Raw genomic sequence first — 25,033 nt, forward strand, 5'->3', positions numbered from 1 at the left:
CGTCCACCGGCGGGCTTTTGGAAGGAACACACGAAGGTGAAGCTTCAGCGTAAGAACGGGCTGCGGGCCCTGACCGTCGGCGCGGTCGCGATTACCGGCGCGCTGGTCCTGAGCGCCTGTGGTTCGGACAACAACAACGACTCCACGTCCACGCCCAGCGGCAGCGCCTCGGCCAGCTCGTCCGACAGCAGCGCCAACGCGAGCGGCATCGCCTGTGAGAAGGGCCAGATCCTGGCCTCCGGCTCCAGTGCCCAGCAGAACGCGATCGAGTCGTGGGTCAAGGACTACCAGCAGGCCTGCTCCGGCGCGACGATCAACTACAAGACCTCGTCCTCCGGTGAGGGCATCGTCGACTTCAACCAGGGCACGGACGCCTTCGCGGGCTCCGACTCGCCGCTGAAGCCCGAAGAGGTCACCGCCTCGAAGAAGGTCTGCACCAACGGCCAGGGCATCAGCATCCCGATGGTCGGCGGCCCGATCGCCGTCGGTTACAACCTCTCCGGTGTGAGCAACCTGGTTCTGGACGCGCCCACCCTGGCGAAGATCTTCAACTCGAAGATCACCAACTGGAACGACGAAGCGATCAAGAAGCTCAACCCGGGTGTCACCCTGCCGAGCTCCAAGATCCAGACCGTGCACCGCCAGGACGAGTCCGGCACCACGGACAACCTGACCAAGTACCTGAAGGGCGCCGCTCCGGCCGACTGGCCGTACGAGCACGCGAAGGCGTGGATGGGCAAGGGCGGCCAGGCCGCCGCGAAGTCCGCCGGTGTCGCCGCGCTGGTCAAGCAGACCGAGGGCTCCATCGGTTACTTCGAGCTGTCCTACGCGACCGCCAGCACCATCCCGACGGTGAAGATCAACACCGGTGCCTCCGCGCCGGTCGAGGCCACCTCGCAGAACGCGTCGGCCGGTATCGCCTCCGCCAAGGTCGTCGGCACCGGTTCCGACCTGTCCCTGGACCTGGGCGCCGCGTACACCACCAAGGCGGACAACGCCTACCCGATCGTCCTGGTGACGTACGAGATCGCCTGCGACAAGGGCAACAAGGCCGACACCCTGCCGCTCACCAAGTCCTTCCTGACCTACATCGCCAGCGACGCCGGTCAGGCGAAGCTCTCGGCGGCCGGCTACGCCCCGCTGCCGACCGAGATCGCCACGAAGGTCCGCTCCACCATCACCGCCCTGTCCTAGTCGAGTCGGCGGGCCCCGCGGTCCTGGCGACCGCGGGGCCCGCCGTACATCCGGTGCACCGCCGCCGGGGGACCGAACGTCCCCCACCCAGACCGGAGAAATCCCTATGACCACCACCGCCCCTCCCCCTACCGCGCCACCGGTGGAGACGAAGACCGTCACCCGGCCCGGCGACCGGATCTTCGCGGGACTCTCCCGCGGGTCCGGCATCTTCCTCCTCGTCGTGATGGCGGCCATCGCCGTCTTCCTGACGGTCCGCTCGGTGAGCGCGATCTCCAAGGACCACGGCAACTTCCTGACCACCTTCGAGTGGAACGCCAGCCTCAACCCGCCGGTGTTCGGCATCGCCGTACTGGCCTACGGCACGGTCGTCAGCTCGGTCATCGCGATGGTCATCGCGGTCCCGATCGCCGTCGGCATCGCCCTGTTCGTCACGCACTACGCACCGCGCCGCCTGGGCGGTCCGATCGCCTACGTGATCGACCTGCTCGCCGCGGTGCCCAGCATCATCTACGGCCTGTGGGGCGCGCTCTTCCTGGTGCCGCACCTCAAGGGCCTCAACCTCTGGCTGGACAAGTACTTCGGCTGGACCGTCATCTTCGAGAAGCAGGACCCGAACTCGGCCGCCCGGTCGCTGTTCACCGTCGGCATCCTGCTGGCGATCATGATCCTGCCGATCATCACCAACGTCAGCCGCGAAGTGATCCGCCAGGTGCCCAAGATGCACGAGGAAGCGGCGCTCGCGCTCGGCGCGACCCGCTGGGAAGTCATCCGCCTGTCGGTGCTGCCCTTCGCGCGCTCCGGCATCATCAGCGCCTCGATGCTGGGCCTGGGCCGCGCGCTCGGCGAGACCATGGCGGTGGCCACCGTGCTGTCCGCCTCGCCGCAACTGTCCGCGCACATCCTGGACCCGCTCGGCGGCACCTTCTCGCAGAACATCGTCGCCAAGTTCGGTGAGGCCGACGAGTTCGGCCGCGACGCGCTGATCGCCTCCGGCCTGGTGCTCTTCTTCATCACCCTGCTGGTCAACGGCGCGGCCCGACTGATCATCGCCCGCCGCAAGGAGTACTCGGGGGCCAACGCATGAGCGACCTGATCGTGGACGACAAGCCGCCGGCCCCGGCGGAGGCTCCCGCCACGCCGCCGCTGGCCTCCCGTCAGCTCCCCAAGTGGGCTCCGCTGGCCATCGCGGCCGGAGCCGTCGTCGTCGCCGGAGCGATCGGCGCGGGCTTCGGGCTCGACAGCAAGATCCAGTGGGGTCTGATCGCGCTGCTCCTCTTCGTCGCCGGTTCATACGTCATCACCGCGCAGGTCGAGGGGCGCCGCCAGGCCAAGGACCGGGTGGCCACCAGCCTCGTCTGGTCCAGCTTCATCCTGGCCGTCATACCGCTCTACTCGCTGGTCGAGACGACGATCAGCAAGGGCGTCAAGGTCCTCGACGTCAACTTCCTGACGCACTCGATGAACAACGTGCTGACCATCCAGCCCGGCGGCGGCGTCTACCACGCCATCATCGGCACCCTGGAGCAGGTCGGCATCGCCGCGGTCATCGCCGCGCCGCTGGGCATACTCACCGCGATCTACCTGGTCGAGTACGGCAAGGGCGCGCTGGCGAAGTGGGTCACCTTCTTCGTCGACGTCATGACCGGCATCCCGTCGATCGTGGCCGGTCTGTTCATCCTCTCGATGTGGTTCGTGCTGATCGGCAAGGCCCCCGCGACCGGTTTCGCCGGCTCGCTGGCCCTGGCCATCCTGATGATGCCGATCGTCGTCCGCTCCACCGAGGAAATGCTCAAGCTCATCCCGAACGAGCTGCGCGAGGCCTCCCTCGCCCTGGGCGTCCCGAAGTGGCGCACCATCGTCAAGGTCGTCATCCCCACCGCGATCGGCGGCATCACCACCGGCGTCATGCTCGCCATCGCCCGCATCGCGGGCGAGAGCGCGCCGATCGCCCTGCTGGTGTTCGGCAGCAACCTGATCAACACGGACCCCTTCAAGGATCCGCAGTCGTCGCTGCCGTTCTTCATCTACCAGCAGTACGGCAACGGCAACGAGCCGAGCTACGACCGCGCGTGGGCCGCGGCTCTGGTGCTCATCGCCTTCGTGATGATCCTCAACCTGGTGGCCCGCGGCATCGCCCGCTGGAAGGCCCCGAAGCATCGATGAGCGGCTCCGCCGCGTGGCAGGTCGCTGACGCGGCCGACATCAGACGACCTTGAGAAGAGAAGTGATCCCCATGGCCAAGCGAATCGACGTCAGCGGCCTCACCGCGTACTACAGCGCCTTCAAGGCCATCGAGGACATCTCGATGACCGTGGAGCCCCGCACCGTGACCGCCTTCATCGGCCCGTCCGGCTGCGGCAAGTCCACCTTCCTGCGCACCCTGAACCGCATGCACGAGGTCACCCCCGGCGGCCGCGTCGAGGGCAAGGTGCTGCTGGACGACGAGAACCTGTACGGGACGGGCGTCGACCCGGTGACCGTACGCCGCACGGTCGGCATGGTATTCCAGCGGCCGAACCCGTTCCCCACCATGTCGATCTACGACAACGTGGCGGCCGGCCTCAAGCTCAACGGTGTCCGCAAGAAGGGCGAGCTGGACACCATCGTCGAGAAGTCCCTCAAGGGCGCCAACCTCTGGAACGAGGTCAAGGACCGGCTCAACAAGCCCGGCTCCGGCCTGTCCGGCGGCCAGCAGCAGCGGCTGTGCATCGCCCGCGCCATCGCGGTCGAGCCGCAGGTGCTGCTGATGGACGAGCCGTGCTCGGCGCTCGACCCGATCTCCACCCTGGCCATCGAGGACCTGATCGGTGAGCTGAAGACCCGCTTCACGATCGTGATCGTCACGCACAACATGCAGCAGGCCGCCCGTGTCTCCGACCGCACCGCGTTCTTCAACCTGGCCGCGGTCGGCCAGCCCGGCAAGCTCATAGAGATCGACGACACCGAGCGCATCTTCTCCAACCCGTCGGTCCAGGCCACCGAGGACTACATCTCGGGCCGCTTCGGGTGACAGGACCGCCGCGCGGTGCTGCATGGCGGTGCCACCGCAAGGCGCAGGCCCCGCTTCCCGGTGACGGGAAGCGGGGCCGAACCCATGTCAGGGGGCGTCGCCTTGATGCGCGCGACGGGTCAGCCGGAGACCAGCCGGGGTCGCACGACGGGTCAGCCGAAGATCAGCCGCACCAGGTAGAAGCCGATGGCGGCCACGAGACCGGCGGCGGGCATCGTGATGAACCATCCGGCCACGATGTTCTTGGCCACCCCCCAGCGCACCGCCTTGACCCGCTTGGTCGCGCCGACGCCCATGATCGCGGAGGTGATGACGTGGGTCGTGGAGACCGGCGCCTGGAAGATGTACGAGGTCGCGTAGAGGATGCCCGCGGACGTCGTCTCGGCGGCGAAGCCCTGCGGCGGGTCGAGGTCGATGATGCGACGCCCCAGCGTCCGCATGATCCGCCAGCCGCCCGCGTACGTACCGAGCGACATCATCGCGGCGCACACGAACTTGACCCAGATCGGGATGCCGTACCCGTTGCTCGGGTCGTGGATGACCAGGGCGAGGACGACCACGCCCATCGTCTTCTGCGCGTCCTGGAGACCGTGGCCGAGCGCCATCGCCGCCGCGGAGACGGTCTGCGCGATACGGAAGCCGCGCTTGGCCTTGTGCGGATTGGCGCGGCGGAAGAACCAGAGGATCGCCAGCATCACGAGATAGCCGACGACCAGGCCGACCACGGGCGAGACGAACATCGGGACGATGACCTTGTCGACCACGCCCGACCAGTGCACGGTGACGCCGCCGGCCAGCGCGGCGCCGACCAGACCGCCGAACAGCGCGTGGCTGGAACTCGACGGCAGACCGAAGTACCAGGTGACCAGATTCCAGATGATCGCACCGGCGAGCGCGGCGAAGAGGATGCCCATGCCATTGCGGCCGGTGGGGGTCTCGATCAGCCCCTTGCTGACGGTCTTGGCGACGCCGCTGCCCAGGAACGCGCCCGCGAGGTTCATCACGGCGGCCATGGCCAGCGCGGCCTTGGGGGTCAGCGCGCGGGTCGACACCGAGGTGGCGATGGCGTTCGCCGAGTCGTGGAACCCGTTGGTGTACGTGAAGAAGAGCGCGACCCCGATGGTCGCGACCAGAGCGAAGGTGTCCACGTAGGTCAGGACTCCTTGACCGCGATGGTCTCCACCGTGTTCGCCACGTGCTCGAAAGCGTCCGCGGCCTCTTCCAGTACGTCCACGATCTGCTTGAGCTTGAGCACCTCTATGGCGTCGTACTTGCCGTTGAACAGGTGCGCGAGCAGCTTGCGGTGGATCTGGTCGGCCTGGTTCTCCAGCCGGTTGACCTCGATCCAGTACTCGGTGAGGTTGGACATCGTGCGCAGGTTCGGCATGGCTCCCGCGGTCAGCTCGGCCGCCCGTGCCAGCACCTCGACCTGCTGCTCCACGCCCTTCGGCAGCTCCTCGACCTTGTAGAGGACGACCAGGTCAACGGCCTCCTCCATGTAGTCCATGATGTCGTCGAGCGACCCGGCGAGGGTGTAGATGTCCTCGCGGTCGAAGGGGGTGATGAAGGAGGAGTTGAGCTGGTGGAAGATCGCGTGGGTCGCGTCGTCCCCCGCGTGCTCCGCCGCCCGCATTCTCTCGGCGATCTCGGTCCGGGTAGCCGAATCGGCCCCGAGCAGTTCCATGAGGAGCTTCGAACCGGTGACGATGTTGTCCGCGGACGCGGCGAACATGTCGTAGAAGCTCGTCTCCCTGGGGGTCAGACGAAAGCGCACGTGAGGTCCTCGGTGTGCATCGGATTCGGTCTCGTTGATGCTAGGCGCATCATCCGGCCACGGCTAATGGGCGTCACCCAGTGTCGCCCATCCAGAAGTGTCCCCCTCACCGGGGATGCGTCGCACAAGGTGTCGATTCGGTACGATATACCCGGCAGGGGTATAACGGGACAGGAAGGGCGGGGTTGACGATGACGACGGAGGCCAGGGAACCGGCCGGGGTTGAGGCGGAGATCACGCCGGAACAGTCACCTCGGGACGCGGGGGCGGACACGGGTTCCGGCCCATCTTCGCGCCCCCAGGGGCCGCATGGATACAGCCATGACAAGGAGTCCCACCTCAAGCGGCTGCGCCGGATCGAGGGGCAGATCCGCGGCCTGCAGCGGATGGTCGAGGAGGACGTCTACTGCATCGACATCCTCACCCAGGTGTCGGCGAGCACGAAGGGCCTCCAGTCCTTCGCCCTCCAGCTCCTGGAGGAGCACCTGCGGCACTGCGTGGCCGCGGCGGCGGTCGGCGGCGGGCCGGAGATCGACGAGAAGGTGGCGGAGGCGACGGCGGCCATAGCGCGGCTGCTGCGGACGTAGGCGGGGGCGGCTCTTCCGGGGGGTTCCAGGGGGGCGTACGGGCGGCGCGCCCCGGTGTCAGCCGGTTGCGCGGTCGGAGAGCGGGGCGCGCACCAGGAGCGCGGGCATCGACTCGCGGTCGCACGCGACCCCCAGCACCTCGTCGATCCGGGCGAAGCTCAGCCGCTCCTCGTCGGCGGTGGACGCGGCGATCATCAGCTCACCGCAGAGTTCGATCTCCGCGAGGGCCACCGGATCGTCCTGGACGACCAGCATTCCGGGCGACGGCGCCATACGCGCACCACCTCCTCGTCCACGAGTGCCTGGCTCTTGGCTGTCTGCCACTGCCTCAAGCCAGGGTAGGGACCGGCACCCGGTCCGCGCATGGCACGGATGGACCATTTCGACAACGCCCTTTCCGGTGAGGGCCGTTACCGCGAAGACCCCTTACCCCTGCTGGGAAGAAACGATCTTGCCCGTCCAGATGTCGGCAGCTCGGGGCATGGTGACGGGGACGGCGCGGCCGAAATCGTCGAAGCGAGTGGTCGAGACCACGGTGACGTCGGGCGCGGCGGCGGTCGGCGTACGGCCGCCGGCACCGGTCGTCGTACGGGGGGTGTCGGGGCCGCCCTTGCCGTTCTCGCCGGTCTGCTTGTCGTTCAGGCCGGCCTGCTTGTCGATCTTCTTGTCCTTCTGGTCGTCCGAGCTGAAGGTGAACCGCTGGCTCACCTGGCGCAGCCGCCCCGCCTCGTCCAGCCACGCGTCGAAGGGCACCCGGGTGACCGTGAACCCCTTGGCCGCCGCCTGCAAGGGCCCGCGTACGCCGGGCGCGGCGGCCTTCGCCGCGCGCCCGATGTCGGCGGTCCCCCGGTAGTGCCACACCTTCGTACCGCGCAGGGTCTCGACGCCGACCAGCTCGACGTCCTGGGCGCCGCGCAGCAGTTCGGCGGCGGCCAGCGGCTCGGTGGCGCCGCCGGTCACCAGATTGCCGTCCGGCAGCCGGTCGGTGTCGACGCGTACCCACTTCCCCTCGGGCACGCCCTCGCCGCGGTCCTTCATATAGAGGGCGCCCGGCGTGAGCAGTTCGATGATCGGCTTGTGCTCCTCGGCGCCCGCCGCGTCCCTGGGCAGCAGCAGCCGCAGTTCGCCCTGCCGCTTCACGTAGTCGAAACCGCCGGTGCCGGTGATGGTCAGCCAGGTGCCGCCGCTGGCCATCCGCATCGAGGTGTCCACGTGCGAGCTGCCCGCCCGTACGAGGACGTCCGCGGCGCCGCGTACCGCCTGCGCCGGGTCGTGCCCCTTGGCGTCCTTGCCGCTCTCGGCCGCCGCGCCCTGCCCGACGCAGCCGGTGAGCAGGGCGGCCCCGCAGGCGCAGCCGAGCACCGCGGCCATGGCGGCCTTCGTACGTCCTCGGCGCCGCCGTACTGCCGTCGCGCGCCGTACCGTCGCTACCCCCGGGGCCATCGCCGCCACCATCCCTGAGCCATTCCTGGAGCATTCCTGGACCGGCCTCGACCGGCCGGGGCCTTATGGCGTCTAACGACTGTCGGAAGTGCCCCGTCACGCCCGCTACGGTGGTCTCGTGCTCAACTTGCGTGCCGAGCAGGATTCCGCCAGGGCCTCCGTCACAGCTTCAGCCGGAACTCCATCGGGAACTCCGGCCGACGCTCCGGACGGTGGCCACCGGACGTCGATCGTCGAGCGCGGCTCCTTCGCCGTCGCCCGCTGCTCGTGTGGCTGGAAGGGTCCGGCCCGGCGGGCCAGGGACCGCGCGAGACGCGATGCGGAGGAGCACATCTCCGGCTGACGCGCGCCGCGTTCCCGCCCTTCGCGCCGGTCGCGCCCGGCTGTACCGTTCGCGCCCCGCTGTACTGCGCTCACCCCGCCGTACTGTTCCCACCCCGCCGTACCGTTCCCGCCCCGCTGTAGTCTTCTCGCCCCGCACCTCGCGCTCCGCAACCGGGCTCATGATTCGCACGTCTACGGATAGGCGAAGGCGGTGGGGCAAGTGAGTCGTGTGGAGCCTGCGGTCCTGACGGACCCGGAGGACCGAAGTGACCGGGGTGACCGTATGGACAAGGGCGACCGGGTCGAGCGCAGGACCGCGCTCAAGGCGGGCGGGGCCGTACTGGCCGCCGCCTGGCTGACCGGCTGCGGACCCGACAGCGGCGACGACGCCAAGGGCGGTACGTCCGCGCCCCCGTCGTCCTCCGGCGGTTCCGCCACGCCGACCGCGGCCACCACCGCGCCCCCCGTCAAACCCGACTGGCCGGCCCTCGCCACGTCCCTGGACGGCGGCCTCGTACGCCCGGACGACAGCGCGTACGCCGCCGACCGTATCCTGTACAACACCCGCTTCGACGGCTTGCGTCCGGCGGGCATCGCGTACGTCACCGGCACCTCCGACATCCGCGCCTGCCTGGACTTCGCCCGCCGCACCGCCACCCCGCTGGCCATCCGCAGCGGCGGCCACTCCTACGCGGGCTGGTCGAGCGGCGACGGCCGCCTGGTCATCGACGTCTCCCGGCTCAACTCGATCCGCCTCGACGGCACCACCGCCACGGTCGGCGCGGGCACCAAGCTCATCGACGTCTACTCCACCCTCGGCAAGCAGGGCCGGACGATCCCGGCCGGGTCCTGCCCGACCGTCGGCGTCTCAGGACTCGCGCTCGGCGGCGGCCACGGCGTGATGAGCCGCTCCATGGGCCTGACCTGCGACAGCCTCGTCGGCGCCACCATCGTGACCGCCGACGGCCGGATCCTCGACTGCTCCGCCGACTCCCAGCCCGAGCTGTTCTGGGCGCTGCGCGGCGCGGGCAACGGCCAGTTCGGCGTCGTCACGTCACTGCGCTTCGCCACCCACCCGATGCCCGACGGCGTCGTCACCGGCTACCTCACCTGGCCGTGGAGCCGGGCCGCCGCCGTGATCCGCGCCTGGCAGCGCTGGGGCCCCGACCAGCCGGACCACATCTGGTCCGCCCTGCACCTCGACTGCGACGCCGGCGGCTCCCCCACCGTGGCCGTCCCGATGCTCTCCACCGGCTCCCGCGACGATCTCGCCGCCGCCACCGACCGGCTCGCCGCCGCCATCGGCGCCGACGCCAGCACCGTCTCGCTGCGCCCGCACAGCTACCTCGACGCGACCTTCTCGTACGCGGGCTGCGCCGGTCTGTCCGCCGCCCAGTGCCGTCTGACCCCCGCCGGGCACCTGCACCGGGAGACCTACACCGCGCGCTCCGACTTCTACGACAAGGACCTGCCGGACGCGGGCATCTCCACGCTGCTCTCGGCCGTCGAGCGGCTCTCCGCCCAGTCCGGCGACGGCGCCGGCAGCATCGCCCTCACCGCCCTCGGCGGCGCGGTCAACCGCCCGTCCCCCACGGACACCGCCTTCTGCCACCGCACCTCACGCGTCCTCACCCAATACCTGGCCTCGGACGCCCTCTCCACCACCGGCTGGCTCGACACCACCCACAAGGCCATGTCCCCCTACGCCTCGGGCGCCGCGTACCAGAACTACGCCGACCCCACCCTCCCCACCTGGCGCACCGCCTACTACGGCCCCAACGCCCCCCGCCTCACCGCCCTCAAATCCCACCTCGACCCCCACCACCTCTTCACCTTCCCCCAGGCCCTCTAGCCCCCCGGTGGAAACCCGAGCAAAGGTGAAGCGACCCACCGCGATTCAGCGGTTGACAGCCTGAATCTCCTGCACGGTGACGTCCTGCTCGGACGTCGTATAGCCGTCGTCCATCGGCCCGGCCACCGGACCGTTCTGATCCGCAGTCGCCGTCCAGTGCACCTTCCAAGTGATCTGAGCTCGCAGGGTGTAGGCCCCGCCAGCCGCTGTCGCCTTGCGGTAGGTGATGTTGCAGCCGGAGCCCTCGGTGTCGATGTTGTACTGATTCCCGACGCGCTTGAACACGTAGTCACACGACTGCGGACTCGCGTATGACGTTCCCGCCTCTACGTGCAACGCATAGGGCTGGGCAACCACGGTCGCCGCCACAGGCGGATGGGGCACCTGTGCGGTTACATACACCTGCGGAAGGGCATCAGCGAATTTCACGTACGTAGCCAGATTGACCTTCTGGTTGTTTGCACCAGGGCTCAGTGTCACCTTTCGTGCAGGCAACTTCGTCGCCGCGTAGGCCACTTGTGAAAGTTGCTCCGCTGTGATCGCGCCAGGGGGAGGTGGATTCCCAGCGTCCACCCATTTCCATCCGTCGCTGAGAGTGCACGATCCTGCGGTGTTCTCCGGAAGGTCGCGGTTGTATACGAGCAACCACCAACTGCCGTCGTCACCCCTGTGGTACTTGATGGCCGTCATATCCGACCGGACACCGTACAAGTAGTTGTAGACCGAGCCTGCATTCCTGTTGCCCGCCGCGTAATAGCGCTCATCGAGTACAGCTTCGAACTCGTCCGGGGTGAACGCCTCATACCAGCAGTCGGGCGGGGACCAGTTGGCGTTCGATGACGTGATCGGCTGCGTTCCCTTGCCCCCGGTGTAACCTGTACCTCCCAGACTCACTCGTGAAGAGAGCACGCCGTCATTGCTTTTCGGCGTGACGACGGGTGCCGGACCGTTCGCATGCTCTCGGTCCGCCTGCGCCTGGGGCGATGTCAGAAATACCATCACGAGACTCAGCGCCGACACCGAAAGTGCATTGGTGCGTCGCGTCAGGAACCTGCGCACTTCGACACCCCCTTCTGCTGCGAGTAGTCGGCCACCTGCCAGTCCCCGGCCTCGTTCTTGACCAGGCCCATGCGCCAAAGACTGTAGTCCTTCACCGAAGGCGTGGACCGCTGCACTTCGCCAGTCGAGATGAGCTTGTCGTACGCGTGGCTCTGATCCTCGCAATACGTGACTTGAGCCCGATCACTGGCGTCAAACTTCACTGTCGGTCGGTAGTCCTTCACCGTTCCGGTGATCGTGTATCCCGACTTTCTATAGGCGATCGCCATGTCCGAAAGCGTCGCCGCCTGAATCGGCATAAAGTACCGCTTGATGTTGGGAGTGTTCCCCTTGCCCAGCGCCTCGGCTTCCTGAATGGTCAAGATCGCGTTCTTCACGTCCCGCAGAACGTCCTTCTTGGCACCGTCGGAGGCGTCGAACCCGGTGAACTCCGCCTTGGCGTCCGACGGAAGGTCGAACGTCGGCGCGTTCGCCGCCTGCGTAGGCGAAGCCGTCGTCGCCGTAGGCGCCGCCGTCGTCACCGTCCCCGACGGCTGAATCTTGTCCGAGCTGTCCGACCCACCCCCACCGCAAGCGGTCAGCAGCAGGCCCGCCGACGCTGCGAGGGCGACGGCGATGGGCAGGGATGAGCGGGTCACGATGAGATCCCCCGTGAGTCGTCCAGTTACCGAGTCAGTTGCGCGTAGCCCTTGACATTACCGGCGCGCGTCGTGGGGCTGTAGGGCCCTCCCGTGATCGGTACCGGTTCGCAGCACACTTCACACACCCTTCACTCCCGGAATCGCGCCCACCCCAGGGGCCCCACTTGTCACGTCGATCACCGTACGTATAGCGTCGATCACTCGAACACCAGAGCTTCGGGCGGGGCGGGGAGGGTGGGTTCGATGGGGGACGCGCGGGCGGGGAAGTTCCCGCTGCTCGGATTCGACCCGACGCCGGGGGACGTGGACAGGACGCGCGCGCTGGCGCGCCAACTGGGCGACCTGCACGGAGAGTTGACGGCGACCGTCACCGAGCTGGACCGGCTCGACTGCGGCTACTGGAAGGGCGAGGCCGCCACGGCCTTCGTCTCCCACATCGACAGCGACGTCGCGCCCCTGATCAAGAAGGCGCACGACTCCTTCGGCCGCGCCTCCAGCGCCCTGTCCCGCTGGGCTGACCAACTCCACGGCTTCCAGGCCGAGGCCGACGCCCTCGAAAAGGAAGCCGCCACCAAACAGGGCTCCCTCGACCACGCGAAGTCCGCCGCCGACCCGCCCCACCCCCCAGGCGACCGGCCCGCCTTCGTCACCCCCGCCCAACTCGGCAAGGACGCCAAAGCCCAACAAGCCGTCACCGACGCCACCAACGCCCTCGACGGCGTGCGCCACCGCGCCGAAGAACTCCACAACCGCTTCACCACCGCCGCCACCTCCATCAGCCACGACCTCGACAAGGCCGGCGACATCGCCCCGGACAAACCGGGCCTTTTCAGCCGTATCGCGCACGGCGTCGAGGACGCCTGGAACAACACCCTCCAATGGGTGAAGGACAACGCCGACATCATCAAGACCATCGGCGACCTCCTGGGCGCGGCCACCGCGCTGCTCGGCGCCATCGCGATCTTCACGGCACCGTTCGAACCGGTCGGCGCCTTCTTCGCGGCTGCGGCCATCACCTTCGGTGCCGCGACACTCGCCACACACCTTGTGGCCAAGCTCGCCGGAGCGGACGTGAGTTGGCTGACGCTCGGCCTCGACGTCGTGGGAGTGCTGCCGGGCATTCAGGGGTTCACCACGGGCGCGAAGGTGGCAGAAGTGGGCTCCGAGGCGGCGCGCTTCTCCGAATCAGCGGTGAAGGGGCTCTCGCTGACGGTGAAGGCGGTCAAGCCGTACGTGCTGTTCGGGGAACGCGTCGAGCAGGAGTTCATCAAGGGCTCAGGCGTGGTGGGGCGCAGCCGTGCCGCGCTCGAAGGCGTCATCCAGTTCAACCGTACGAATCAGCTCATCGGCACGAAGGTGCTCAACCCCGCGCTCAAGGTGTTCGGTGGCGCGCCGATAGAGGCCCTGTCTCCGGCGGCCCGCGCCATCGACGGCGGCATCAAGCTCACCACCCACGCGGTGACGGTCCCGCTGGAACTGGCCAAGGACATGAAGACGTTGGACAAGACCCACCCGCAGGTAGCCGAGAACATTCGAGTAGCGGGCAAGGCCCTTGCCTGGGCCGCGTCATTCTGACCCGGCAGACCGATCCAGCCGAGGAGGGCGGACATCCATGTCAACGACGACCCAGGACACCGAACAGAACATTCCGCCCTTCTTCTTTGAACTCCCGGACGGGTTCCACCCGTTGCCGCTGGACACGGCGGCCGAAGGCGAGGAGCGGCGGGAAGCGCTGGGACGGCTGGTGCGGGAGATCTACCCGAACGGCGACGACCGGATCTGGAACGGCTTCGCCCCGGTCTACGACGGCGTCACCGACGCGATGCTGGGTGCCGGGTTGGAGTTCGCCGCCATGGGATTCTTCGACACCGGCTCGGGCGGCGTGGCGCAGTGTTCGTTCACGATCGCGGTCGTGCCCTCACAGCACGCTTCGCCGGAGATCGCCGCCAACGGCATTCAGGAAGTGCTGACCCGTACCGCCACCGGAGTCGACGTCCTGCGGCTCGATCTCGCATGCGGCCCGGCGGTGGCCGGCATCTCGGTACAGGAAGTCACCTTCAACGGCGCCTACACGGCGACGGGCAAGGACGCGCCGCTGCGCATGGGCCGACTGCAGGCGTACGTCCCGTTCCCCAACGGACCGTGCCTGGCCGTTCTCACGCTGGAGACCGCCGCCATGGAGTACTGGGAGAACTTCTCGGTGATGCTGGGAACCGTCCTGAAGAGCGTCGCGTTTCCTACCGTGGAAGCGCACGCGGCGGGCGAGGCAGCGGGAACTACTCCGCCTGGTCAGGCGTGACTTCGGGGCGGAGCGACGCCAGTTGCCCGCGCAATTCGATGTCCTTGTAGTCGGTCGTGGCGAGCCGGATCCACGATCCGTCCGTGAACGTCAGCACAACGTCCGGAATCAGGTTGTTGAGCCTTCGCAACGACGTGGCCTTGAGCTTGCTCCGCGACACCTCCCACAGCGGCTCACCCACGGGATCGGTGAACACCACGCGCCGCTGCGTCAGCCAGACGACAGCCTGTGGCTTGTCCGTATTGCGGCCAGGGTCCAGTTGCCAGGGGGCGCCGTACGCGACCGTGCCAGGGTCCGCCCACAGCACGGGGAAGTCGTCGTATTCGTTGGCCCGGTCAAGGTTGGCGGGAATGGCGTTGCTGTCCCGGCTGACGACGGCAAGGGACATGACCAACGACAAGGCGGACTCGGTGAAACGACCGGCCTTGCGCCACGCCGTCTGTCGGGTGTGCTTGACCGGCACCTCGGTGGGGGCGTCACTCGGTGGCCAGTCCGGCAGGCTCTCCGAGATGTCCCGACGTTGGAAGTCCCGAAAGAAGCGCAATCCGTCGACCATCCCGAAGTGCCCGGTGGCGAATTTGACGCCGCCATGGGCAATCAGGCGCTCACCTGGTTCAAGGTCGATCCCGTCGACCCACACATCGTCGGCCACGCTTCGTTCCCTCCCCTTCGGCGGCAGCCTTCACACGGCCCCACACGTTCCGCCCGCGACACTGCCTACGCGGCGAGGTCCTTGTCGTGGGCGCTTTGGTGGGGGTAGTGCTGGCCGCGGCGCGGGGGTGCGGGGGTGGTGGTGGCGAGGCAGTGGCGGGAGTGGATGAGGGAGGCCGCGCGGGAGTGGGAGACCGCGGTGGTGAGTGAGGTGAGGAGGGCCAGGGCGAGGGGAGCGAGGAGGAGGGCCGTGGCGGCGCCGAGGGCGAAGCCGCCGATGACGTCCGTGGGGTAATGGACACCCATGTAGACGCGGCAGAAGCCCTCGCCGAGGGCGAGCAGTATGGCGACGGTGCCGACCTTGCGGCTGACCATGAAGAGGGCGACGGCCATGGCGGCGGTCAGCGTGGCGTGGTCGCTCACGAAGGAGTAGTCGGCCTTGCCGTGGACCAGGACGTCGATGCCGTCGTGGTCCACGAAGGGTCTTGGCCGCTGGACCAGGGCGCGGATCGGGATGTTGAGCAGCAGGGCGATGCCGGCGGCGAGGCCGGACCACAGCACACCGGCGACGGCGGCCGGGGCGTCCGGGACCGGGGCGCGGCGGGCGACGCGCCACCAGCACAGGGCGGCCAGCAGTACGGTGAGGCCGATCAGCCCGTACTCGCCGATGAACTCCACGGCCCAGTCGACACCGCGCGGGGCGTGCTTGGCCAGGTCGTTGATGTCGCGGAGCAGGCTGATGTCGGGGTTCACGCTGTCATTGGCGACCGCTGCCATGGGTGGTGCCCCTTACCTAGCAACTCACTGACTGTGCCTGTACGGCTCGGCTCGTCTGCAACCCCCGTCGCTTGCGTCCCGCGCCATTCTCCCCCGTACAACGACCGACACGCTACGTAGCGTTCCGGTCTTCGCCAGAAGATCACCATGCCGTTATCCAAGGGTGACCGGAGAGGACGATCTGGCCCATTTGCGGCCCGGCGCACAGGCCAGAGCCTTACGCAGAGCTGACACGAAAGCCGCGTCGGGCGGCGGGGACTTACAGAGCCGTCGGCAGCGCCGCCGCACCGTCGCGCGTGACGCGGGTCGCCCCGATGTAGTCCGCCGAGCCGATCGGGTCGAAGCGGATCTTGGCCCCGGTGTGCGGCGCGTCGATCATGTAGCCGCCGCCGACGTAGATCCCGACGTGGTGGATGGTGCGCGGGTCGGTCAGGTCGGTGGCGAAGAAGACGAGGTCGCCGGGGAGGAGTTCGGCCCGCGACGGGTGCGCCCCGGCGTTCCACTGGTCGTTGGCCACGCGCGGCAGTTCGATCCCCACCGAGTGGTACGCGGCCTGCGTCAGCCCCGAGCAGTCGAACCGCCCGCCCTGCGCCGCCGTACCCTCACCGCCCCACAGATAGTCGGTGCCGAGCCGCTGCTGCGCGTAGTAGATCGCCCCGGCCGCCTGCTGCGACGGCGCGACCCGGCCGACCGGCGCGGCGAAGCTCTTCGACAGGCTGGTGATGATCTTCACGTAGTTCTGGGTCTCCGCGTACGGCGGGACACCGCCCGCCGTTATCACCGCGTAGGCGCCCGCGTTGTACGACGCCAGCATGTTCGCCGTCCGGTCGCCCGGCACGTTCTTCACGTACGACGCCAACTCGCAGTCGTACGAGGCGGCCGACGGGATCGCGTCCTCCGGGTCCCAGACGTCCGCCTTGCCGTCACCGTTGGCGTCGATGCCGTGGGTGGCCCAGGTGCCCGGAATGAACTGCGCGATGCCCTGCGCGGCGGCCGGACTCTGCGCCCGCGGGTTCCATCCGCTCTCCTGGTAGAGCTGCGCGGCCAGCAGCGCCGGGTTGAGCGCGGGGCAGAGATTGCCCCACTTCTGGACGAGCGACTGATATATGGCCGGAACCGATCCCTTGGCGAGCGTCACCGTCCCGCCGCCGCCACCGCCCGCGAGCCCGGCCGCGGCCGAGTACGTGCCCACCACGAGCAGCGCGAGGAACGAAAAGCACAGGCCACAGCCGATAATGACGGGGAGCCAGATCTTCCGCGCCACAGGGCGACCCTTCCTCTCGGTTCCCGAACACGCACTCGTACGGTCTCGTACGTTCCTATCGTTGCCCTACGGTGACGCTCGTGATACACAGAGTAGTCGTCTACGTCCTATCGAACACCGGTCCGCGCACTATTTTGACGGCTACGGGCCGGATCACACGGACGATCCGCCGAGAAAGTCGTTGAGTCGACATGCAACAGCGTCATCCTCGGCCAAGATAGACCCTGGACCCTTGCGCCCCGGCGAGGGAGCCAACTGATCGAGCGGGGTGGTGAGTTACATGTTCGTGGCAGCCGCTAAGGGCGACATCAACACCATCATCGGTGGCATCGCACCGGACTGGGGACCCTTCGGGTCCCTCGGCAATGAAGCACGCGTGATGATCGAAGTGGTCATGGCGGTGGCGATCCTGCTGTGCCTGGCCATCGCGATCTGGGGCGCGGCGAAACAGAGGATCGGCGCGACCGCGCTGCGCGACACCTTCAGCGCGGAGCAGGGCAAGGGATTGATCATCGCCGGGCTGACCGGCGTGTTCATCATCGGATCACTCGGCACGCTGTTCACCATCGTGTACGGGATGGCCGTCTAGACCCGAGACCCGCTGGAAACAGCCGCCCGTCCCACTTCGTATCCGCTTCTCCGTCGACGTCCCTGGAGCCCGTCCCAGGCTCCACCTTCCCACCTGAGGCTGCGTGCTGATGCCCACTCAACCAAGCAGCGGTGCCGTCCGTGCCACACGCCGCTCCGGCGTGCCCGCGGCGCGGGCGCCCCAGGGGGCGAAGGCACGATGAGCCTCGGCCAGGACGGACCCCCGACCAGGACCCGGATGCCGGAGGGCCACGGCGGCCACGGAGGCGGTGGCCGCCGCCCCCAGCCCCGGCGCGCCCTGGTCACCGTCGTCAGCATCATCGCCCTCCTCGTCGCGGCCCTGGCCTTCGCCAACCGCGGCTCCCACCCGTCCTCCTCCGGCTCCGCCGACAACGGCACGGCGGCCGGTTCCGGCGCCACCGCCGGCTCCAGCGGCGGTGGCGGTGGCGGGGGCAAGACCGGCACGGACGCCCCGACCGCCCCCTCCGGCCAGAAGCCGGTCACCGGCAAGAGCGGCGGCATCCCCTCCGGCTTCGCGCACAGCGGGGAGGGGGCGCAGTCGGCGGCGGCGAACTACGCCGTGGCGATGGGCGGGGTCGAGATGTTCACCGCCGACTCCCGTCAGCACATCGTGGACACCATCTACACGCCGACCGCCGCCGCCAAGCTCAAGGGCCCGCTGGACCAGGCCTACTCGGCGGACTTCCTCGCCAAGCTGGGCCTGGACGCGAGCGGCAAGGCGCCACAAGGCAAGACCTTCATCTCCCGCACCGTCCCCGTGGGCACCAAGACCGAGTCGTACACCGCGGACACCGCGCGGGTGTCGGTCTGGTACATGGCACTGATCGGCATGGCGGGCACCGGCTCCACCGACCCGGTCCGCACCGACTGGATGACCTGGACCTTCACGCTCACGTGGTCCGGCAACGACTGGAAGATCGCATCCGATGCGCAGACGTCGGGTCCGGCCCCCGTACCTGGTGACGTGCCCGCCGCGAGTGCCCCGGACATCACCAAGGCGGTCGAGGAGTACGGAGGGTTCACCTATGCCCGCTAACCGAGGTCTGCGCGTGACCGCGCGCATGGCCGTCCTGACCGGTCTGCCAGCGGGCCTGGTCCTGTTGGCCGGCCGGGCCATGGCCGCCCCGCCGGCGCCCAGCACGACCGCCCCGACCCCCAGCAGGGACTCGTGCACCCTGCTGATCGGCCCGGCCAAGTCGTACTGCGAGAACGGCGCGCCCTCCACCTCCACCAAGGGCGGGACCGATTCCAGCACCACGCTCGACCCGCTCACGTCCCTCGGGCGGGGCTGCGCCGACGCCGCCGCGTGGACGATCGACAAGCTGTCCCAGGCCGTGACAAAGACGACGCAGGTCGACTTCACGAACACCGCGTTTCTGCGGCAGTACGCGGTGGTGTTCGCGGCGTCGACGATTCTGACGCTGGTGCTGTGGCTGCTGGCGGTGGCGAAGCGGGCAGTGCGCGGGGTGCCGTTGACGGAGGCGCTGACGGAGGCCGTCGGGTTTCTGTGGCTGACGGTGCTGGCGTCGGCGTTCACACCGCTGGTGTTGTACACGGTGGTGACGGCGACGGACGCGGTCACGGAGGTGATCTCGTCGGGGACGTCATCGAACACGGATGTGTTCTTCGGGTCGTTCTCGGGGGCGCTGACGAAGGGCAAGGACATCGGCGGCGGCCCGATCATGCTGATCGTGGTGTCGATGGTGTCGATCCTGGCCGCCGGTGTGCTCTGGCTCGAACTGGTGATCAGGGCGGCCCTGCTGTACGTAGGGGCGCTGCTGGGCACCGCGGTCTACGCGGGTCTGGTGGACAAGAACATGTGGGGCCACGTGCGCCGCTGGGCCGGGATCATGATCGCGGTGATCCTGGTGAAGCCGGTGATCGTGATCGTGCTGGGTCTGGCCGGGGCGCTGTCGTCGTCCAAGGACGGGCCTGACGCGTTCTCAGCGGTGGTGTCCGGCCTGTCGATCATCCTGCTGGCGATCTTCGCGAGCGCGATGATCTACCGCTTCGTGCCCGGCTTCGGCGACGACGTGGTGAATCTGCGGAACAACCGCAAGGCCAGCGGCCAGAGCCAGGCAGCCGCGGTGATCTCGTCGCCCGCGGCGCTGGTGCGGCAGGGCATCAACACGCACAGCGCGCGCGGCGGCCCGCAGGAGCAGGCGCAGGGCGGCGGCTCTCAGCCCTCGAACCCGGTGGCAGGCGGGGTGGCCGCGCACAGCAGCCGTACCGGCAGTCCGGGACCGTCCGGCGGGAGCGGCGGCTCCGGCGGTGGCTCACGTACCGGTGGCAACGGCTTCGGGGGCGGAAACTTCGGCTCGAACTTCGGCAGAGGCTCGGGCTCAGGATCGAACAACGGCAATTCGCAGGGAGGTGATCGCCGGTGACGACCCAGCCCTTCACCCAGCCGCGCCGTACGTATCTGATCGGCAAGGCCCGGCCCAACGCGATCGTGGGCAAGAACCGGGAGACCGGCGAGATCGCGCTGATCGTGGCCGGAGCGGGCCTCGGCATGCTGTGCGGCCTCCTGGTCCCGGTGCTGCTGCTGCGCATCGTCGGCCTGGTCGGCTGGCCGATGCTGGCCCTGGCCGCGGTGTACATGCCGTACCGGCGGCGCACGTTCTACCGCTGGTTCGAGATCAACCGCACCTTCCGCCGTACGCTGCGGGTCTCACCCACCTACCGGTCGGGGATCGAGGAGGCCGGGATCGGGCTCGACGGGCGCGAGGTCGAGGTCGGGCCGCCGCCGGGGATCGGGCGGATCAGTTGGCTGGCGGCGCCATTCGGGCCCGACGAGATCGCGGTGCTGCTGCACGTCGACCGGCGTACGGTGACGGCCGCCATCGAGATCGAGGGACCCGGCGTCGGACTGCGCGACAGCGAGGACCAGGAAGCCCTGGTCGAGCGGTTCGGCACCCTGCTGAAGCATGTGGCCAACGGCGACGGCTTCGTGACCCGGCTTCAGATGCTCGCCCGCACCCTGCCCGCCGACCCTGACGCCCACGCCAAGGACGTCGCCCAGCGCGGCGACCCGGCGGCAGAGAACTGGCTCAAGGACTCCTACGACCAGCTCCAGTCCATGGTGTCGACCTCCTCCGAGCAGCACCGCGCGTATCTGGTGGCGTGCATGCACTTCACGCGCGAACTGGCCGCCGAGGGCAACGCGATGGCACGCGCCACCTCGGGCCGCGGCATGAAGGTCGACAAGGACGCGGGACTCGCCGCGGTGATGGCCCGTGAGCTCAACGACATCTGCGCCCGTCTCGCCGAAGCCGACATCCGTGTCAGGCAGCCGCTGGGCCAGGCCCGGCTGTCGTCGCTGGTGCACTCGATGTACGACCCGGACCACCCCATCGACCACATCCAGGCGATGACCCGCCGCAACGCCTGGCCGGCCGAGCTGGACGCGACCGAGCCGACGTACTTGCAGGCCAAGACCCGTGAGTCGTCGACCCGCGCACCCTGGAACCACTCCACCGCGTGGGTCAAGGAGTGGCCCATGACGCCGGTCGGGGTGAACTTCCTGGCGCCGCTGCTGGTGCACACCCCCGATGTGATCCGTACGGTCGCGGTCACCATGGACCTCGAACCCACCGATGTGGCCATCGAGCGGATGCTGACCGAGAAGACCAACGACGACGCCGACGCCAGCCGCGCTGCGAAGATGAACCGGGTCGTGGACCCGCGCGACGTCGCCCACCACGGGCGGATCGACCAGCGCGGCGAGGACCTGGCGAGCGGCGCCGCCGGCGTCAACCTCGTCGGCTACATCACGGTGTCCTCGCGCTCCCCGGAAGCGCTGGCGCGCGACAAGCGCACCATTCGCGCTTCCGCCGGTAAGTCGTATTTGAAGCTTGAGTGGTGCGATCGTGAGCACCACCGGGCATTCGTTAATACGTTGCCGTTCGCGACCGGCATCCGCCGCTAGTCCGCCCGTACGAGGAGGCCACCGCCATGCCCATGCTGGACCCTCTTGCGGCGCTCACGGACGCCTTCACGAGCTTCCTGTTCGGCCGGGTCGAGTCGACGCGGCTGCCGGTGCGCACCTCCACCGGCCAGGCCCAGGCGGTGTACCTGCCCACCGCCGCCCCCGGCCTCGGCGACTCCGGCGTCATCATCGGCCGCGAGGTGTACTCGGGCAAGGGCTACATCTACGACCCCTTCCAGCTCTACGGTCAGCAACTGCCCGCCCCGCACTGGCTGGTCCTCGGCGAGTCCGGCAACGGCAAGTCGGCGCTGGAGAAGACCTACGTGCTGCGCCAGCTCCGCTTCCGTGACCGGCAGGTCGTGGTGCTCGACGCGCAGGGCGAGGACGGCGTCGGCGAGTGGAACCTCATCGCGAAGTCGCTGGGATTAACCCCCATCCGGCTGGACCCGATGGCCGCGCTGGACGGCGGCATCAAGCTCAATCCCCTGGACCCGGCGATCACCCTCACCGGTCAGCTCGCGCTGCTCCGGACGATCATCGAGGTCGCGATGGGCCGCGGTCTCGACGAGCGGTCCGGCTTCGCGCTGAAGGTCGCGCACGCCTATGTGATCGAGACGATCACCGACCGGCAGCCGATCCTCACCGACATCGTGGAACGGCTGCGGCACCCGCTGGAGGAGTCGGCGGAGGCCATGAACGTCGACCTGGACGACGTCCGCGCCTGGGGCCTGGACGTGGCCCTGGTGCTCGACCGGCTGGTCGACGGTGACCTGCGGGGCATGTTCGACGGGCCCACGACCGTCGGCATCGACCTGGACGCGCCGCTGATCGTCTTCGACCTCTCCCACATCGACCGCAACTCGATCGCGATGCCGATCCTGATGGCGATCGTCGGTGTGTGGCTGGAGCACACCTGGATCAGGCCCGACCGGAAGAAACGCATCTTCCTGGTCGAGGAGGCCTGGCACATCATCAACTCGCCCTTCGTGGCCCAGCTCTTCCAGCGGCTGCTGAAGTTCGGCCGCCGCCTGGGCCTGTCCTTCGTCGCCGTCGTCCACCACCTCTCGGACGTCGTCGACGGGGCCGCGGCGAAGGAAGCCGCCGCCATCTTGAAGATGGCCTCCACCCGCACCATCTACGCCCAGAAGGCCGACGAGGCGCGCGCCACCGGGCGGGTGCTCGGCCTGCCGCGCTGGGCGGTGGAGATCATCCCGACGCTCACCCCCGGCATCGCCGTCTGGGACGTCAACGGCAATGTGCAGGTCGTCAAGCACCTGATCACCGAGGCGGAACGGCCCCTGGTCTTCACCGACCGCGCGATGACCGAGACCTCCCTGGAGCACGAAGCGGAGGTCGAGGCCGAAGCGGCGTCGGAGGCGGAGGCCGAGGCCCGTGCCGAGGCACACGCCGCCGCCGAGGTGGCGCTGGCCAAGCAGTTGGCCGACGACGCGGTGGCATGAGAGGTGGGGTGACATGGCCGGGAGGAAACGCGAGTCCTCTGGGGGCCTGCCGGACGGCCTGATCGTCGGCGTCCTCGGCTTCCTGCTGGGCGTGACGCTGCTGGTGTGGACGGCCACCGGCATCGCGGGGGTCCTCTCGCACGGCGGCTGGCCCGCCGAGGTGCACTTCACCCGCACCCCCCAGGCCATGCGGCACCTGATCGCGGAACCGCACGACGTCGCCGCGGCCTGGCCCGACTCGCCTCCCGGCCAACTGCCCGGCTCCGGGCTGTTCTGGGGCATCTTCATCAGCCAGTTCATGGTGCTGTTCGTCCTGACCGTCTTCGTGCTGAACGCGGTGGCCCGTACCCGCGCCCGCCTGAGGGCACCCCGCCAGGCCCCGCCCGCCCCGGCCCCTGAGGCGGCGCCCGCGCCGGTGGAGCGCGCCCCGTTGCCCTCGCCGCGCCGCCGCCGCGGCCAGCCGGTCGGGTCCAAGGCCGCGGGCGACGACGGCCTGGACGCCTGGTTCCGCTCCGTGCCGGGCGCGGCAGGCCCGCGCGAGGACGCGCCCACCACGGTCTTCGAGCCGATCCCCGCCACGGCCACCGAAGCGACCGGGCACACCGCCGCCGGAGCCACCGGCACCGCGGCCGCGGCCCCGATCCCGCACCCCGTCGCCGACCCACTGCCCGGCGGTGAAGTCACCCGCACCTATGCCCTGTTCGCCAGCCCGCGCGGCGACAAGTCCAAGCGCATCGTGCAGCCCGCCGTCCTGGCCGCCGCGGGACCCGCCGTGGTCACCACCGCGGACCCGGACACCTATCAGCAGACCGTCGGCAACCGCAGCAAGCTCGGTCCCGTCCACGTCTACGATCCGGCGCACCTCCTCGATGTGCCCGGGCGGCTGCGGTGGGCGCCGCACGGCGGCTGCGAGCGACCGGAGACCGCTGGGATACGCGCGGGCGCACTGCTGGCGCCACTGCGGCCCGCACGCGCCGACGAGGCCATCGTCCACGACACCGCCGTGACGCTGCTGCGCTGCTGGCTGCACGCGGCGGCCCTGGACGGCGGGCCATTCCGCCAGGTGCAGCGTTGGGCGGCGAGCGGTTCAGCGGCCGGTGAGGCGGTGCGGATCCTGCGTACCGACACCGAGGCCGCCTCCGGCTGGAGCGGCGAACTGGAGTCGGTGCTGCACGCCCACCCCGAACGCCGGGACGCGGCGCAGGCATTGATCCGCCAGACCCTCGAACCGCTGAACGCGGTACACATCCGCGACGCCTGCAATCCACCGCGCTCAGGTGGCCTCGACATGGAGTCATTCGTCGCGGAAAGGGGCACACTTTACGTAGTGGGTGAGCGCATCGAGGATCCGCGGACCCACTTGGGTGCGATGCCCCTGCTCACCGCACTCGTCTCCAGCGTGGTCGAGCACGGCCGGCGCATGGCCGCAACGTCATCCGCCGGTCGGCTCGACCCACCACTGACCTTCGTCCTGGACGACGTCGCCGCGCTGGCCCCGCTCCCGGGCCTGTCGGACCTGCTGAGCACCGGTCACCACTCCGGTCTGCCCACCCTCGCCGTCCTGCGCTCCCCCGAACAGGCGCTCGCGCGCTGGCACGCGCCGCTGTGGCAGCACGCCGACATGCGCCTGGCCCTCGGCGATGAGACGGCCGACACGCTCCCGCCGTCGATCCCGGACGCGGTCCGCATCCGCTGATTCCGCGCGCGGGCGCCCGGCCGCACGCCCGCGCCCACGCGCCCGCCCGCGTGTGCGCACACGCGGGCGAGAACGCACGGGAGAGATGCCCCCCGGCGGGAACGCGGGCGCGGCGCCCGCCCCGGCTGGCCGGTTCGCGCCCCTGCTTCCTCTGCTCCCTGTTGAGTTGTCAATGTCCGCTTGTCACTGATCATCAGTATCCGCTCCACACCGTCCTCGTGGGGCAACTGATTTCCAGCCTGTGGATAACTCATTCGCCGAAAGTCGCCCTGTGGAAAACTCCGCGAGCGAATCCGCCGACCCTGTTACCGTTCGAGAGTCGACCGCGGGACTCCGTCGCGACTTCCGGAACCTGCCTCTGAAGCAATGATTCGCAGCTCGCGCCCTCATTCCCCGGTCGACGCCGAACGCCTCGAACACACCAGCAATCGACGCCCCAACACACCTACGCGAGGACAGGAG

At 69.1% G+C, this 25,033-nt stretch carries 23 protein-coding genes; 14 read left to right on the forward strand and 9 right to left on the reverse strand.

The window, feature by feature from the left end:
* The first annotated feature begins 36 nt into the window (after nucleotides 1-36).
* The 4 genes from pstS (at nucleotide 37) to pstB (ending at nucleotide 4,207) form a co-directional block, all read left to right on the forward strand.
* Entirely contained in the window at nucleotides 37-1,194 is a 1,158-nt protein-coding gene (gene pstS / locus ACIOC1_RS28330) for a phosphate ABC transporter substrate-binding protein PstS (protein WP_355341863.1), read from the forward strand.
* 106 nt (nucleotides 1,195-1,300) lie between these two features.
* Entirely contained in the window at nucleotides 1,301-2,281 is a 981-nt protein-coding gene (gene pstC / locus ACIOC1_RS28335) for a phosphate ABC transporter permease subunit PstC (protein ID WP_401856732.1), read from the forward strand.
* Nucleotides 2,278-3,360, forward strand: a complete 1,083-nt coding sequence (pstA, locus tag ACIOC1_RS28340) for a phosphate ABC transporter permease PstA (RefSeq protein WP_355341857.1) — start codon at nucleotides 2,278-2,280, stop codon at nucleotides 3,358-3,360. Before pstC ends, pstA begins: the two co-directional genes overlap by 4 nt.
* 70 nt (nucleotides 3,361-3,430) lie before the next feature.
* Nucleotides 3,431-4,207, forward strand: a complete 777-nt coding sequence (pstB, locus tag ACIOC1_RS28345; protein WP_188285540.1) for a phosphate ABC transporter ATP-binding protein PstB — start codon at nucleotides 3,431-3,433, stop codon at nucleotides 4,205-4,207.
* Between the two features lie 152 nt (nucleotides 4,208-4,359).
* On the opposite strand, the gene ACIOC1_RS28350 is transcribed toward pstB, so the two are convergent.
* Both ACIOC1_RS28350 and ACIOC1_RS28355 read right to left on the reverse strand, forming a co-directional pair.
* Complete coding sequence (locus ACIOC1_RS28350; RefSeq protein WP_355341853.1) at nucleotides 4,360-5,355, reverse strand: inorganic phosphate transporter; 996 nt, start codon at nucleotides 5,353-5,355, stop codon at nucleotides 4,360-4,362.
* Between the two features lie 5 nt (nucleotides 5,356-5,360).
* Nucleotides 5,361-5,981, reverse strand: coding sequence for a DUF47 family protein (locus ACIOC1_RS28355; RefSeq protein WP_188285542.1), 621 nt, complete (start codon nucleotides 5,979-5,981; stop codon nucleotides 5,361-5,363).
* Between the two features lie 191 nt (nucleotides 5,982-6,172).
* Between ACIOC1_RS28355 and ACIOC1_RS28360 the strand changes: the two genes are divergently transcribed.
* Nucleotides 6,173-6,568, forward strand: a complete 396-nt coding sequence (locus tag ACIOC1_RS28360; protein ID WP_391049799.1) for a metal-sensing transcriptional repressor — start codon at nucleotides 6,173-6,175, stop codon at nucleotides 6,566-6,568.
* A gap of 57 nt (nucleotides 6,569-6,625) precedes the next feature.
* Here ACIOC1_RS28360 and ACIOC1_RS28365 read toward each other — a convergent pair whose 3' ends face one another.
* Both ACIOC1_RS28365 and ACIOC1_RS28370 read right to left on the reverse strand, forming a co-directional pair.
* Nucleotides 6,626-6,841 carry a hypothetical protein gene (locus ACIOC1_RS28365; protein ID WP_355341850.1) on the reverse strand — a complete coding sequence of 72 codons (216 nt, stop codon included), beginning with the start codon at nucleotides 6,839-6,841 and terminating at the stop codon, nucleotides 6,626-6,628.
* Between the two features lie 153 nt (nucleotides 6,842-6,994).
* Nucleotides 6,995-7,939 carry a hypothetical protein gene (locus ACIOC1_RS28370; RefSeq protein WP_401856736.1) on the reverse strand — a complete coding sequence of 315 codons (945 nt, stop codon included), beginning with the start codon at nucleotides 7,937-7,939 and terminating at the stop codon, nucleotides 6,995-6,997.
* Nucleotides 7,940-8,618: 679 nt separating this feature from the next.
* On the opposite strand from ACIOC1_RS28370, the gene ACIOC1_RS28375 reads away from it, so the two are divergent.
* The gene (locus ACIOC1_RS28375; protein WP_401856738.1) at nucleotides 8,619-10,187 is read left to right on the forward strand and encodes an FAD-binding protein; all 1,569 of its coding nucleotides are present in this window, start codon (nucleotides 8,619-8,621) and stop codon (nucleotides 10,185-10,187) included.
* 45 nt (nucleotides 10,188-10,232) lie between these two features.
* Here the strand turns inward: ACIOC1_RS28375 and ACIOC1_RS28380 are convergent, their stop codons facing one another.
* Both ACIOC1_RS28380 and ACIOC1_RS28385 read right to left on the reverse strand, forming a co-directional pair.
* A complete protein-coding gene (locus ACIOC1_RS28380) occupies nucleotides 10,233-11,246 on the reverse strand; it encodes a hypothetical protein (protein ID WP_401856740.1) in 1,014 nt (337 codons plus the stop codon).
* A complete protein-coding gene (locus ACIOC1_RS28385) occupies nucleotides 11,231-11,884 on the reverse strand; it encodes a hypothetical protein (protein WP_401856742.1) in 654 nt (217 codons plus the stop codon). Before ACIOC1_RS28385 ends, ACIOC1_RS28380 begins: the two co-directional genes overlap by 16 nt.
* A gap of 246 nt (nucleotides 11,885-12,130) precedes the next feature.
* Here ACIOC1_RS28385 and ACIOC1_RS28390 point away from each other — a divergent pair, with 246 nt between their 5' ends.
* The gene (locus ACIOC1_RS28390) at nucleotides 12,131-13,462 is read left to right on the forward strand and encodes a putative T7SS-secreted protein (RefSeq protein WP_401856744.1); all 1,332 of its coding nucleotides are present in this window, start codon (nucleotides 12,131-12,133) and stop codon (nucleotides 13,460-13,462) included.
* Between the two features lie 37 nt (nucleotides 13,463-13,499).
* Nucleotides 13,500-14,186, forward strand: coding sequence for a hypothetical protein (locus ACIOC1_RS28395; RefSeq protein WP_401856746.1), 687 nt, complete (start codon nucleotides 13,500-13,502; stop codon nucleotides 14,184-14,186).
* Here the strand turns inward: ACIOC1_RS28395 and ACIOC1_RS28400 are convergent.
* The 3 genes from ACIOC1_RS28400 to ACIOC1_RS28410 form a co-directional block, all read right to left on the reverse strand.
* Entirely contained in the window at nucleotides 14,164-14,838 is a 675-nt protein-coding gene (locus ACIOC1_RS28400) for a hypothetical protein (protein WP_401856748.1), read from the reverse strand. The genes ACIOC1_RS28395 and ACIOC1_RS28400 overlap by 23 nt on opposite strands.
* Nucleotides 14,839-14,903: 65 nt before the next feature.
* A complete protein-coding gene (locus ACIOC1_RS28405; RefSeq protein WP_401856750.1) occupies nucleotides 14,904-15,614 on the reverse strand; it encodes a phosphatase PAP2 family protein in 711 nt (236 codons plus the stop codon).
* 259 nt (nucleotides 15,615-15,873) lie between these two features.
* On the reverse strand, nucleotides 15,874-16,878 hold the full coding sequence (locus ACIOC1_RS28410; RefSeq protein WP_355341827.1) for a bifunctional lytic transglycosylase/C40 family peptidase: 1,005 nt from the start codon (nucleotides 16,876-16,878) through the stop codon (nucleotides 15,874-15,876).
* A gap of 280 nt (nucleotides 16,879-17,158) precedes the next feature.
* On the opposite strand from ACIOC1_RS28410, the gene ACIOC1_RS28415 reads away from it, so the two are divergent.
* From ACIOC1_RS28415 to ACIOC1_RS28440, 6 genes are all read left to right on the forward strand, one after another.
* Nucleotides 17,159-17,467: a hypothetical protein gene (locus ACIOC1_RS28415; protein WP_093717809.1), complete on the forward strand. Its 309-nt coding sequence runs from the start codon at nucleotides 17,159-17,161 to the stop codon at nucleotides 17,465-17,467.
* Nucleotides 17,468-17,665: 198 nt separating this feature from the next.
* On the forward strand, nucleotides 17,666-18,523 hold the full coding sequence (locus tag ACIOC1_RS28420; RefSeq protein WP_401856752.1) for a hypothetical protein: 858 nt from the start codon (nucleotides 17,666-17,668) through the stop codon (nucleotides 18,521-18,523).
* On the forward strand, nucleotides 18,513-19,874 hold the full coding sequence (locus tag ACIOC1_RS28425; protein ID WP_401856754.1) for a hypothetical protein: 1,362 nt from the start codon (nucleotides 18,513-18,515) through the stop codon (nucleotides 19,872-19,874). Before ACIOC1_RS28420 ends, ACIOC1_RS28425 begins: the two co-directional genes overlap by 11 nt.
* On the forward strand, nucleotides 19,871-21,415 hold the full coding sequence (locus ACIOC1_RS28430) for an SCO6880 family protein (protein ID WP_401856756.1): 1,545 nt from the start codon (nucleotides 19,871-19,873) through the stop codon (nucleotides 21,413-21,415). The genes ACIOC1_RS28425 and ACIOC1_RS28430 overlap by 4 nt, the downstream gene beginning before the upstream one ends.
* Nucleotides 21,416-21,447: 32 nt before the next feature.
* The gene (locus ACIOC1_RS28435; protein WP_188285564.1) at nucleotides 21,448-22,875 is read left to right on the forward strand and encodes an ATP-binding protein; all 1,428 of its coding nucleotides are present in this window, start codon (nucleotides 21,448-21,450) and stop codon (nucleotides 22,873-22,875) included.
* Nucleotides 22,876-22,888: 13 nt separating this feature from the next.
* Complete coding sequence (locus ACIOC1_RS28440) at nucleotides 22,889-24,571, forward strand: type VI secretion protein (protein ID WP_401856758.1); 1,683 nt, start codon at nucleotides 22,889-22,891, stop codon at nucleotides 24,569-24,571.
* The last annotated feature ends 462 nt before the right edge of the window (nucleotides 24,572-25,033 follow it).

Source organism: Streptomyces sp. NPDC088197, assembly GCF_044741185.1.
Classification (GTDB): Bacteria; Actinomycetota; Actinomycetes; order Streptomycetales; family Streptomycetaceae; genus Actinacidiphila.

Bases quoted from the DNA above. Each gene is read 5' to 3' on its own strand.
- pstC (WP_401856732.1), top strand. From the start codon at position 1,301: ATGACCACCACCGCCCCTCCCCCTACCGCGCCACCGGTGGAGACGAAG.
- pstA (WP_355341857.1), top strand. From the start codon at position 2,278: ATGAGCGACCTGATCGTGGACGACAAGCCGCCGGCCCCGGCGGAGGCT.
- pstB (WP_188285540.1), top strand. From the start codon at position 3,431: ATGGCCAAGCGAATCGACGTCAGCGGCCTCACCGCGTACTACAGCGCC.
- ACIOC1_RS28360 (WP_391049799.1), top strand. From the start codon at position 6,173: ATGACGACGGAGGCCAGGGAACCGGCCGGGGTTGAGGCGGAGATCACG.
- ACIOC1_RS28365 (WP_355341850.1), bottom strand. From the start codon at position 6,841: ATGGCGCCGTCGCCCGGAATGCTGGTCGTCCAGGACGATCCGGTGGCC.
- ACIOC1_RS28370 (WP_401856736.1), bottom strand. From the start codon at position 7,939: ATGGCCGCGGTGCTCGGCTGCGCCTGCGGGGCCGCCCTGCTCACCGGC.
- ACIOC1_RS28375 (WP_401856738.1), top strand. From the start codon at position 8,619: ATGGACAAGGGCGACCGGGTCGAGCGCAGGACCGCGCTCAAGGCGGGC.
- ACIOC1_RS28390 (WP_401856744.1), top strand. From the start codon at position 12,131: ATGGGGGACGCGCGGGCGGGGAAGTTCCCGCTGCTCGGATTCGACCCG.
- ACIOC1_RS28395 (WP_401856746.1), top strand. From the start codon at position 13,500: ATGTCAACGACGACCCAGGACACCGAACAGAACATTCCGCCCTTCTTC.
- ACIOC1_RS28405 (WP_401856750.1), bottom strand. From the start codon at position 15,614: ATGGCAGCGGTCGCCAATGACAGCGTGAACCCCGACATCAGCCTGCTC.
- ACIOC1_RS28415 (WP_093717809.1), top strand. From the start codon at position 17,159: ATGTTCGTGGCAGCCGCTAAGGGCGACATCAACACCATCATCGGTGGC.
- ACIOC1_RS28420 (WP_401856752.1), top strand. From the start codon at position 17,666: ATGAGCCTCGGCCAGGACGGACCCCCGACCAGGACCCGGATGCCGGAG.
- ACIOC1_RS28425 (WP_401856754.1), top strand. From the start codon at position 18,513: ATGCCCGCTAACCGAGGTCTGCGCGTGACCGCGCGCATGGCCGTCCTG.
- ACIOC1_RS28435 (WP_188285564.1), top strand. From the start codon at position 21,448: ATGCTGGACCCTCTTGCGGCGCTCACGGACGCCTTCACGAGCTTCCTG.
- ACIOC1_RS28440 (WP_401856758.1), top strand. From the start codon at position 22,889: ATGGCCGGGAGGAAACGCGAGTCCTCTGGGGGCCTGCCGGACGGCCTG.